Source organism: Streptomyces sp. NPDC058964 (genome assembly GCF_042741275.1).
In the GTDB taxonomy this organism is placed as follows: domain Bacteria; phylum Actinomycetota; class Actinomycetes; order Streptomycetales; family Streptomycetaceae; genus Streptomyces.
In genome coordinates this window covers 1-9,536 of the sequence record NZ_JBHYKH010000351.1, presented here as the reverse complement: position 1 = coordinate 9,536, position 9,536 = coordinate 1, and the positions used below count along the sequence as shown (strand labels likewise).

Sequence of the window (9,536 nt, the reverse complement as noted above, 5' to 3'; positions counted from 1 at the left end):
GTTCTGGCGCGCGGAGAAGTCCCGCAGCCGCCGCACCGGCGGCAGCGGCCTGGGCCTTCCCATCGTCCGTCACCTGGTCGCCGCGCACGGCGGCACGGCCGCGGCGGCGAGCGAGCCGGGCGGGGGCGCGGAGTTCACCCTGCGACTGCCCGCGGCCCCGCCGCCCGAGGACGGCTGACGGCGGGTCGCTCACTGTTCCCGCATGCCCCAGGGCGAGCCGTAGGCGGTCAGCAGGTCCAGGAACGGGCGGGCGGGGAAGGCTTCGGGGCCGAGGACGCCCGAGCCCGACCACGCACCCGTGGCGAGGAGTTCGAGGGCGACGACCGGGTTGACGGCGGTCTGCCAGACCACCGCCTGGCAGCCGTACTCCGCCATCGACCACTGGTTGTCGACCACGTGGTACAGGTACACCTCGCGCGGCGCGCCGTCCCTGGTGCCGCGCACCCAGGTGCCCGCGCAGGTCTTGCCGTGCATGAGCTCGCCCAGCGTCGCCGGGTCGGGCAGGCACGCGGCGACGACGTCCCGGGGCGAGACCGCGACCGGGCCGTCGGGGCCGGGGACGGTGACCGGTTCGGTGCGGTCGAGGCCCAGCAGGTGCAGCGTCCTGAGCGTCTCGATGAACTCCGAGCCGAGCCCGTACTTGAAGGTGACGCGCCGCGCGTCGACCTGGCGCGGCACCAGCAGCACCTCCTCGTGCTCCACGTTCACGCACTCCACCGGCCCGATCCCCTCGGGGAAGTCGAACACCTCGGGCTCGCTGAACGGAGCGGTGGTGAAGAAGCCGCGCCCCGCCTCGTACACCACCGGCGGGTTCAGGCACTCCTCGATGGTGGTCCAGATGCTGAAGGACGGGGCGAAGTCGTAGCCGTCCACGGTGAGGTTCGCGCCGTCACGGATGCCGATCTCCTCGATCTCGTCGAAGAGTTCGTCGGCCGCGTGCCGGGCGAACACGTCCGACAGGCCGGGCTCCACGCCCATGCCGACCAGCGCGAGGGTGCCGGACTTCTCCCAGTCGGCGGCCATCGCGAACTGCTCGTCGCCGAGCTTGACGCCGCACTCCTCGTAAGGGCGCTCGGGATGGGGTCGCGACAGGGACATGGCCATGTCCAGATAGGTGGCGCCGGCCGCGTGCGCCCCCCGGAACAGGGGCATGACGAAGCGCGGATCGGTGGCGTTGAGGAGCGCGTCGCAGCCGTGGCGCTCCAGCAGCGCCACCACCGCGGACTCGTCGCTCGCGTCGACGCGCTCGGCGCGGAACCGGGCACCGTCGGGACCGAGGGCGGCGACGGCCGCCTCGGCCCGGGCGAGGTCGTAGTCGGCGACGACCATCAGGTCGAAGAACGGACGCCGGGCGGCGATCCGGGTGATGGCGGTGCCGACACCGCCTGCTCCCACGAGCAGTACACGCATGGCGAAACTCCCTCACGATCGAGGTCGAGGTCGAGGACAGGGCGCGCCTTGGCCCGGATACAACGCCCGCGGCTCACGTAAGGTCAATGGCGTTGGCGTAAGATCCCGGCTCCGAACGGGTGGGAGAGGGGTGAGGGGCCGTGCCGAAACCGGTGGTGCCCGAGGAGAAGCGGCGGCGGCGCCGGCCGACCAGGAGCGGCACCGTGCTGTCCGAGCGGCTGATCGTCGAGACCGCGCTGCGCATGCTGCGCGAGCACGGCACCGCGGGGCTCACCGCGCGCCGCCTGGGCCTGGCGCTCGACTGCGACCCGAGCACGCTGTACCGCTACTTCCGCGGTATGGACGACCTGACCCTGGCCATCGGCGACGCGCTGATCGGGCAGGCGCTGCGGGGCTGGGGACCCACCGGGCAGTGGCGGGCCGACCTGCGGGCGATCGGGCTGCGCATCCACGCAGCGTATGTCGCGCACCCGCAGGCGGCCCTGCTGACCGCGAACCGGGTCACCGGACGGTCGCACGAACTGGCCGCGGACGAGGCCGTGCTGGACGTGCTGCGCACGGCCGGCTTCACGCTGCCGGACACGGTGCGCGTCTACCACGCCTTCATCGATCAGACCCTGGCCTTCGCCGCCCTCGACGCCGCGACCCTGGCCCTGCCGAGCGCCTCCCAGCGGGCCGACGACGACAAGTGGGACTCGACCTACGCCCGCCTGCCGCGCGCCACCCATCCGCGCATCGCCGAGGCGGCCCCGCTCCTGGCCGCGCGCATGCCCACCAGCGCCTATCCGACGGCCCTGGACATGCTCCTGGACAGCGCGGCCGGCACCCTGGCGGCGGGTACCGGATGAGGGGGCCCCGGGGCGGCTATCCGTGGAGTGCTTCGGCCGCCGTGGCCGCCACCGCCTCCGCGACCGTCGCCAGCGCGGGGGAGTCGAGCTTCCACTGCTGCCAGAAGAGCGGGACGTCGACCGAGCGCTGCGGTGCGAGGCGGACCAGGCGTCCGGTTTCCAGGAGCGGGTCCGCCTGTGCCTCCGGGACCATCCCCCAGCCGAGGCCCGCGGCCACGGCCTCGGCGAAGCCCTCCGAGGTCGGAACGTGGTGGCGCAGAGGGCTCGCCGCGGCACGGCCCCCGGGCAGGGCGCGCACAAAGGTGTCCTGGAAGTCGTCCAGCCGGTCGAACACCACCACCGGCGCCTCGGCCAGCGAGTCCCGCAGCGGCCCGGCCAGATGAGCCTCGGCGAAGGCGGGACTGGCCACCGGGAGGTAGCGCATCCGGCCCAGCGCACGCACCGAGCAGCCCGGCACGGGGTCGGGCGACGAGGTCACCGCCGCCATCACCAGCCCCTCGCGCAGCAGCGCCGCCGTGTGATCCTCGTCCTCGCGCCGCAGTTCGAAACAGAGCCGTGGCTCGTGCGGCACGCGCGTGAGCGCTCCGAGGAACCAGGTCGCCAGCGAGTCCGCGTTCACCGCTATCGACACCCTCGTCGGCTCCCCGGCCCCGCTCATGCCGAGTTCGCCGCGCGCGTCGCGCTCCAGCCGGGCCAGCTGCCGCGCGTACCGCACGACCACCTCGCCGGACTCCGTCGGCCGCACCGGCTTGGTCCGCCGCAGCAGCACCCGGCCCGTGCGCTGCTCCAGCGCCTTCACCCGCTGGCTGACCGCGGACGGCGTCACATGCAGAGCGGCGGCCGCCGCGTCGAACGTTCCCTCGTCCACCACCGCGAGCAGCGTCCGCACCTGGTCGAGGGGAAGTTCCGGGATCATGCGCGCCCGCCCTCCGTCATTAGGAGCGCTAATGGTACGTGAAAAACTTTAGCTGTACGTGCAGTGATCCCTTGCCTAGCGTCAAGGGCATGTCCAACGCCCTGACCGCCGCGGCCGCCGGATTCGGCACCGGCCTCTCCCTCATCGTCGCCATCGGCGCCCAGAACGCCTTCGTCCTGCGCCAGGGGGTACGCCGCGACGCGATCCTCGCCGTCGTCGGGATCTGCGCCCTGTCCGACGCGGCCCTCATCGCCCTGGGCGTCGGCGGCGTGGGCGCTGTCGTCACGGCGTGGCCGGGAGCCCTCACCGCGGTCGGTCTGATCGGCGGTGCCTTCCTGCTCTGCTACGGCGCCCTCGCCGCCCGCCGTGTCCGCAGGCCCGGTACCGCCGGTCTGCGGACGGAGGGCGAGGCCGCCGGCACCCGCAGACGGGCGGTGCTCACCTGCCTGGCCATGACCTGGCTCAACCCCCACGTCTACCTGGACACCGTCTTCCTGCTCGGCTCCCTGGCCGCCGACCGCGGCGAACTGCGCTGGACCTTCGGCCTGGGCGCGGCACTCGCCAGCCTGTGCTGGTTCACCGCTCTCGGCTTCGGGGCCCGGCTGCTCGGCCGCTTCCTGGCCGGCGCCCCGGCCTGGCGCGTCCTGGACGGACTGGTCGCCGTGACGATGACCGGCCTCGGAGCCATGCTGGTCGCCGGATCGTGAGACGAAGCGGTTCGGCGGTCACGGGAATTGCTGCGATAGTGAAGCCCGAATCGAAAGATGTAGTGAACAACCACAGTCGGCAACAGGAAGTCCGTGGACACGAGCGAGAGCACAGGCAGCAGCACCGAACCGCGGACCGACCGGCCCGCACCCCCGGTACCCGCCCGGCACGGCTGGCGCCGCTGGGCGATGGACACCCGCCCCCTGCGCCGCCCGGCCTACCGCAGGCTCTGGTCGTCGACCATCGTGACCGCCGTCGGCAGCCAGCTCACCGCCGTCGCCGTGCCGAAGCAGATCTACGACATCACGCACTCCTCGGCCTGGGTCGGCTACGCCGGTCTCGTCCCCATGGTGGTGTTCGCGCTGTGGGGCGGGGCGGTCGCCGACACCGTGGACCGCCGCAAGCTGCTGCTGGTCACCAACAGCGGGATAGCCGTGACCTCGCTGCTGTTCTGGGCGCAGGCCGTGACCGGGCTCGACTCCGTCGCCGCGCTGATGGTGCTGCTCGCGATGCAGCAGGCGTTCTTCGGCCTCAACTCCCCGGCCCGCAACGCCTCGATCGCCCGGCTGGTTCCCGCGGAGGAACTGCCCGCCGCCAATGCCCTCGGCTCGACCGTCATGCAGACCGGACTGGTGGCGGGACCGCTGCTCGCCGGCGCGCTGATTCCGGTCATCGGCCTGCCCGAGCTCTATCTGATCGACGCCCTGGCCCTGTGCGTCACCGTCTGGGCCGTCGTAAGGCTGCCCTCGCTGCCTCCGCTGGGCCAGGCGGTGGCACGGCGTGCCGGCCGGCGCGAGATCGTGGCGGGGTTCCGCTACATCTCGCTGCACAAGGTCCTGCTGCTCTCCTTCCTCGCCGACATCATCGCCATGGTCCTCGGCATGCCCCGCGCCCTGTTCCCGCAGCTGGCCGCGCAGACGTACGCCCCGTACGGCGAGGGCCTCGCCCTCGGTGTGCTGTTCGCCGGGATCCCCGTCGGCGCCGTGATCGGCGGACTGTTCTCCGGCACGTTCTCCCGGGCGCGGCGGCACGGCTGGATGGTGATCGGCGCGGTGATCGGCTGGGGCGTGGCCATCGCCGGATTCGGACTCACCAGGAACCTGTGGGTCGCCCTGGCGTTCCTGGCCGCCGCCGGAGTCGCCGACATGGTCTCCATGGTCTTCCGCGGGGCCATCCTGCTGTCCGCGGCCACCGACGAGATGCGCGGCCGTATGCAGGGCGTGTTCACGGTCGTCGTGGCGGGCGGCCCGCGCCTGGCCGACGTGCTGCACGGAACGGCGGGCTCGGCCTTCGGCCCGCGGGCCGCCGTCGCGGGCGGCGGCCTGCTGGTGGTGGCCGTGATGCTGGGTCTGGCCGCCGCCGTGCCTGCGCTGCGGCGCTACAGCGTGTGAGGAACGCCTACAGCGGGCCCCGCCGGCGCAGCGCGTACTGGTCCATCAGCTTGCCCCGGGTCATCTCCAGCCGGTGGGCGAGGATCTCGGCGACGGTCCGCACCAGCGACAGGCCGAGCAGCGGGTCCTCCACGGAAAGGCCCAGCACGGCGGCGGCGTCGAACTCGTAGGCGCGCACGGGGCTGAAGGCCACTGCCCCGAAGTCCCACTGGTACGGCGGGAAGAGCCACGACCAGCCGAGGAGGTCGCCGGCGCCGAGGGTGGCCACGGTCACCCGCTGCTGTGCGGTCACCTCCTGGTCGAGGTTGACCGCGCCCGAACGGATCACCCAGAAGCGGTCCGCCGTGCCTCCCGCCTCGAAGATCCTGGTGTCCTCGGGGAAGGAGATCTCCTGTGCCAGCTCCATCAGACGCTCGCGCTGCACCTGCGGAAGGGCGGTCAGCAGTTTTATCGCTTTGGTCATGGCGCAGGGCTCCTCGCCGGCGGGGGATTCCGGTGTTGTGCCTGCACTCATTTCAGCCGCTGCCGCCGCCCTGAGCACCTCGGGGGAGTGAACATCCTCCGGCCAGGTTCCCGCAGGGCATTAAAAAGCCCTGGCTGGACGGGGGAAACCAGCCAGGGCCGTAGGCGGTGACACAGGGAGGACTTTCACGGTCGACTCCGTGGCCACGTGTAGGTGAACGATAAACCATCTGTGGCGGCTTCGCGTAATCAGGAGCGGATCACGTGACCGGGTTCACTCCGGCCGTGTTGCCACGCCCGCCCGGCACCGCGATCTCGTCCAGCACGCGGGACACGGCCTCATACGCGCACGCCCGGACGGCCGCCTCCCGGGCGCCCTCCGGATCGGTCGCCCGCAGGCTCTCCGCGCGCGACTGCCAGGCCCGCTCCTCCGCCATCGCGCGGTCCCTGGCCCGTTGGATGCGCCGCAACAGCTCGTCTGAATCCACGACATCGGTCATACCGCCCGCCTACCCGGAAACGGCGTGCCGATGGGAGCGCCCGGCCACGGGTTTGACGGTGTCCGGAGAGGTCAGACGGAGAGAGACCCACCCGGAGGAAGCGAGGCCGCCTTGGACGCCGGTGTTGTCGCACGCAGCGCGAAAGTCCGTTCCCGCCGAGGCACGGTCGGCGCGGTGACCCGATGGTCCGCCCGGGCCGGCCTCGTCGCGCGCGGCGCCGTCTACCTCCTCGTGGGACTGCTGGCGCTGGGCATCGCCTTCGGCGACCGGCGGAAACCGGCGGACCGCAGTGGTGCCGTGGCCGAACTCTCGGACCAGCCGTTCGGCGGTGTCCTGCTGTGGGCGCTGGGCATCGGGCTGTTCGGCATGGCGGTGTGGCGGCTGTCGGAGGCGCTCCTCGGCTCGGTCGGCCCCGACGGCCGTAAGGCGCGGATGCGGCTGCTGGCGGTCGGACGGTGCGTGTTCTACGCCTTCTTCGCCTGGTCCGTGCTGTCGTTCGCGACCGGCTCGGGCGGCCCCCGCTCCAGCGACCAGCAGTCCAGGGACATCTCCGCCCGGGCGCTCGGCATGCCGGCCGGACAGTGGATCGTGGGTGCCGTCGGCGCCGGCGTCGTCGTGACCGGAGTGTGGATCGGCGTCCAGGCGGTACGGCGCGTGTACCCGGAGGAGCTGAGGACCGGCGAGATGTCCGCGCGGGCCCGGAGGTTCGTCGACGTGACCGGTGTCGGCGGCGGCCTCTCCCGGGGTGCGGTGTTCGTCGCGGCGGGGGCCTTCGTGGTGCGCGCGGCGGTCGAGTACCGGCCCGACCGGGCCAAAGGCATCGACGACACGCTCAGATCCTTCGCCGCCGCTCCGGCGGGCCCGTGGCTGCTGGCGGCCGTCGCGGCCGGACTGGTGCTGTTCGGGGTGTTCTCCTGCGCCGCGGCGCGCTGGTGCCGGGTCTGAGCGGGGCGGTCACCCTTTCCGGGCGCCCACCGGAACCCGCAGCGGCCGGGCCAGGCCCGTCACCGCCTCGTCCAGGCGCTGCAGATGGCGCAGCACCCGGTCGGTCACGCGGTCGTAGCGCGGGGTGGCGAGGGTTCCCGGCCGGAGCAGAGAGGCGATGCTGGGGCCCGTCTCCACCTCGGACGTGGCGCGCGGGTCGGCGACATGCCCGGAGATCGCCTCGATGTTGTGCACGATGCGCCGCCCCGCCCCGCGCAGCCGGGGGTCCGCGGCGATCGAGGGGTGCGCGGGCAGGAGTTCGGCGGTGGCCGCCAGGGCGCGGGCGTGGTAGGCGCAGGTCTCCAGGAGGGCCACGACGTAGCGGGCGGTGTCCCGGCGTGACCGCAGCGGCGTGATGGGGTGGGTCAACGGCTGTGTGGAGGCGCGCAGGTCGGCCAGCGCCTGGTCCAGTTCGCGCGCCCGGTCGAGCAGATCGGCCGGGAGCCCTCCGCTCAGCTGGTCGGCGGCGGCCCGCGTGACGTCGGCGAGCCGGTCCAGCACCGCGACGAGGAGCTCGTTCGTCCGGCGGTCGGTCCGCACCGGCAGGACCACCGCCGCCGCGATGACCCCGCACGCCGCGCCCAGTGCCGTCTCCTCCACGCGCACCAGCAGGACCGACATGCTGTAGGTGTTGAGCAGCGTGTAGAGCAGACCCAGCATCGCCGTCACGAAGAACGACATCAGGGTGTAGGACAGCGGCGCCGTGTAGAACATCGCGAAGACGAACAGCAGCACGAGCGCGAACGCCGTCCACGTGTGATGCCCGACCAGGCCGGCCAGGCCGATGCCGGCCACGACGCCGAGGACGGTGCCCAGCAGGCGGCGGTAGCTCTTGACCAGGATCTCCCCGGTGGACGCGGTGTTGATGAACACGATCCAGCAGGTCAGCACGGCCCAGTACCAGCGATGGGCGGACAGCAGCTCACCGCCGACGATGGCGAGCGTGGAACCGACCGCCACCTGCACGGCCGCTCGTGTGGTCGGGCGCCGCAGCCCCGTCGGCTCCTCCTCGCCCTCGGCCTCCTCGCCGGCGATCGCCGCGTCCTCCGCGTCCAGCTCCTCGCGCGAGCGGGCCGTCGCGGGGCTGTCGCCGGACTCGTCCTGCGGCCCGTCCAGGGCGATCCGCAGCCCGAGCACCGCCCGTGCGGCCTCGCCGATGCCGCGGAAGACGTCCTGCACGGCCGACGGCGCTTCGGGCAGGTTCTCCTCCTCGCGGTAGCCGAGCAACAGGTTCCGCAGCCCCGACAGCGAGCTTCCCGAGTCCTCGCCGACGGGGCGCAGCACGAGCAGCCGCAGCGCCTCCAGGGCGTGGCGCACCTCGGCCGCCGACGCGTCGCGCACCGGCAGTTCGCCGCCCGAGGGGAGCGGCGCGCCCGGCAGGTGCAGGGTGAGCGTGTCCGCGCGCTCGGCGCTGCGCGCGGTCAGCAGCAGGAGCCCCAGCCGCTCCGCGGCGATCTCGGCGTCCGCGATCCGGCGCTGCAGCAGCCGCGCCACCGCCTCCTCGGAGGTGCCGTCCTCCAGCCGCGACTGGATCAGCAGCGCCGTCTCGTGGAGCCGGGCGGTCCCGACCCGGACCTCCCCGAGGACCTTGTCCACGTCCTCCGGGCCGGCGCCGAGCAACTCGATCTGGGCCTCCACGAGTTGGGCGAGCCGGGCACGGAAGGCCCGCCGCAGGCCGTCGAGGGTCCCGGCGGGCGTCTGCGGTACCAGGACGAACCGGGCGACCGCGCTGCACAGGAACGCGAGCGCGATCGTGCCGTACAGCGCGGGCAGCATCGGCACGGTGGCGCGCACGAAGAGCGAGAGGAAGTAGATCTGGAAGCCGATCAGCCCGAGCGCCGTGCCGCGTTCCCCGTACCGGCGGCCGTAGACGGCGCAGAAGATCAGTACGACGAAGAACAGGTCACCGGCCACGATGTGCGGGCTCAGCAGGGCGCCCAGCGACACCGAGGCCAGCGCCACCGGCAGCCCGAGGGCGAGCGTTCCTGCCTGCCGCGTCCGTTTCTTCTCGCGGACGGCGAACGTGGCGACCATCGCCGCCATGGCGCCGGCCACCAGATGGGTCACATCCGCGCCCAGCGGGGCCAGTACGGCCAGCGCGAGGACGATGGCGGCAACGGTCCGCAGACCCGCCGTCAGCCGCAGCAGCGCGGGATCCGACGCCGCGAGGCGGTCCCACAGCTCCGCCCGCACCGACCGTTCCGCCGCAGTGCTCACGCCGCCGCGCTCTCTCCCGTGACCCCGTCGTGATCCCGAACCCCGCATGGCACGGCACGGACGGGCCGACGGGCGCCCCCCCCCGGGGGGGGCCCCCCCC

The 9,536-nt window shown here is 73.1% G+C and carries 10 protein-coding genes; 5 read left to right on the top strand and 5 right to left on the bottom strand.

Annotated elements, in window-relative coordinates; translation table 11 throughout:
- The coding region (locus tag ACFW2E_RS32495) for an ATP-binding protein (RefSeq protein ID WP_384471153.1) at positions 1 to 178 on the top strand (178 nt) is incomplete at its 5' end.
- A gap of 11 nt (positions 179 to 189) precedes the next feature.
- Here the strand turns inward: ACFW2E_RS32495 and ACFW2E_RS32490 are convergent.
- On the bottom strand, positions 190 to 1,410 hold the full coding sequence (locus ACFW2E_RS32490; RefSeq protein WP_384471147.1) for a saccharopine dehydrogenase family protein: 1,221 nt from the start codon (positions 1,408 to 1,410) through the stop codon (positions 190 to 192).
- A 140-nt stretch (positions 1,411 to 1,550) separates the two neighbouring features.
- On the opposite strand from ACFW2E_RS32490, the gene ACFW2E_RS32485 reads away from it, so the two are divergent.
- Positions 1,551 to 2,258: a TetR/AcrR family transcriptional regulator gene (locus ACFW2E_RS32485; RefSeq protein ID WP_384471144.1), complete on the top strand. Its 708-nt coding sequence runs from the start codon at positions 1,551 to 1,553 to the stop codon at positions 2,256 to 2,258.
- A 16-nt stretch (positions 2,259 to 2,274) separates the two neighbouring features.
- Here the strand turns inward: ACFW2E_RS32485 and ACFW2E_RS32480 are convergent, their stop codons facing one another.
- Positions 2,275 to 3,174: a LysR family transcriptional regulator ArgP gene (locus tag ACFW2E_RS32480; RefSeq protein WP_384471141.1), complete on the bottom strand. Its 900-nt coding sequence runs from the start codon at positions 3,172 to 3,174 to the stop codon at positions 2,275 to 2,277.
- 89 nt (positions 3,175 to 3,263) lie between these two features.
- Between ACFW2E_RS32480 and ACFW2E_RS32475 the strand changes: the two genes are divergently transcribed.
- Both ACFW2E_RS32475 and ACFW2E_RS32470 read left to right on the top strand, forming a co-directional pair.
- Positions 3,264 to 3,881 carry a LysE/ArgO family amino acid transporter gene (locus ACFW2E_RS32475; protein WP_384471138.1) on the top strand — a complete coding sequence of 206 codons (618 nt, stop codon included), beginning with the start codon at positions 3,264 to 3,266 and terminating at the stop codon, positions 3,879 to 3,881.
- Positions 3,882 to 3,974: 93 nt separating this feature from the next.
- Positions 3,975 to 5,273, top strand: a complete 1,299-nt coding sequence (locus ACFW2E_RS32470) for an MFS transporter (RefSeq protein ID WP_384471135.1) — start codon at positions 3,975 to 3,977, stop codon at positions 5,271 to 5,273.
- A 7-nt stretch (positions 5,274 to 5,280) separates the two neighbouring features.
- Here the strand turns inward: ACFW2E_RS32470 and ACFW2E_RS32465 are convergent, their stop codons facing one another.
- Complete coding sequence (locus ACFW2E_RS32465; RefSeq protein WP_384471132.1) at positions 5,281 to 5,736, bottom strand: cyclic nucleotide-binding domain-containing protein; 456 nt, start codon at positions 5,734 to 5,736, stop codon at positions 5,281 to 5,283.
- A 259-nt stretch (positions 5,737 to 5,995) separates the two neighbouring features.
- Positions 5,996 to 6,235: a hypothetical protein gene (locus ACFW2E_RS32460; protein WP_384471129.1), complete on the bottom strand. Its 240-nt coding sequence runs from the start codon at positions 6,233 to 6,235 to the stop codon at positions 5,996 to 5,998.
- Between the two features lie 111 nt (positions 6,236 to 6,346).
- Here ACFW2E_RS32460 and ACFW2E_RS32455 point away from each other — a divergent pair, with 111 nt between their 5' ends.
- On the top strand, positions 6,347 to 7,180 hold the full coding sequence (locus tag ACFW2E_RS32455) for a DUF1206 domain-containing protein (RefSeq protein WP_384471126.1): 834 nt from the start codon (positions 6,347 to 6,349) through the stop codon (positions 7,178 to 7,180).
- A gap of 9 nt (positions 7,181 to 7,189) precedes the next feature.
- On the opposite strand, the gene ACFW2E_RS32450 is transcribed toward ACFW2E_RS32455, so the two are convergent.
- Positions 7,190 to 9,400: an FUSC family protein gene (locus tag ACFW2E_RS32450; RefSeq protein WP_384471150.1), complete on the bottom strand. Its 2,211-nt coding sequence runs from the start codon at positions 9,398 to 9,400 to the stop codon at positions 7,190 to 7,192.
- Positions 9,401 to 9,536: the final 136 nt, after the last annotated feature.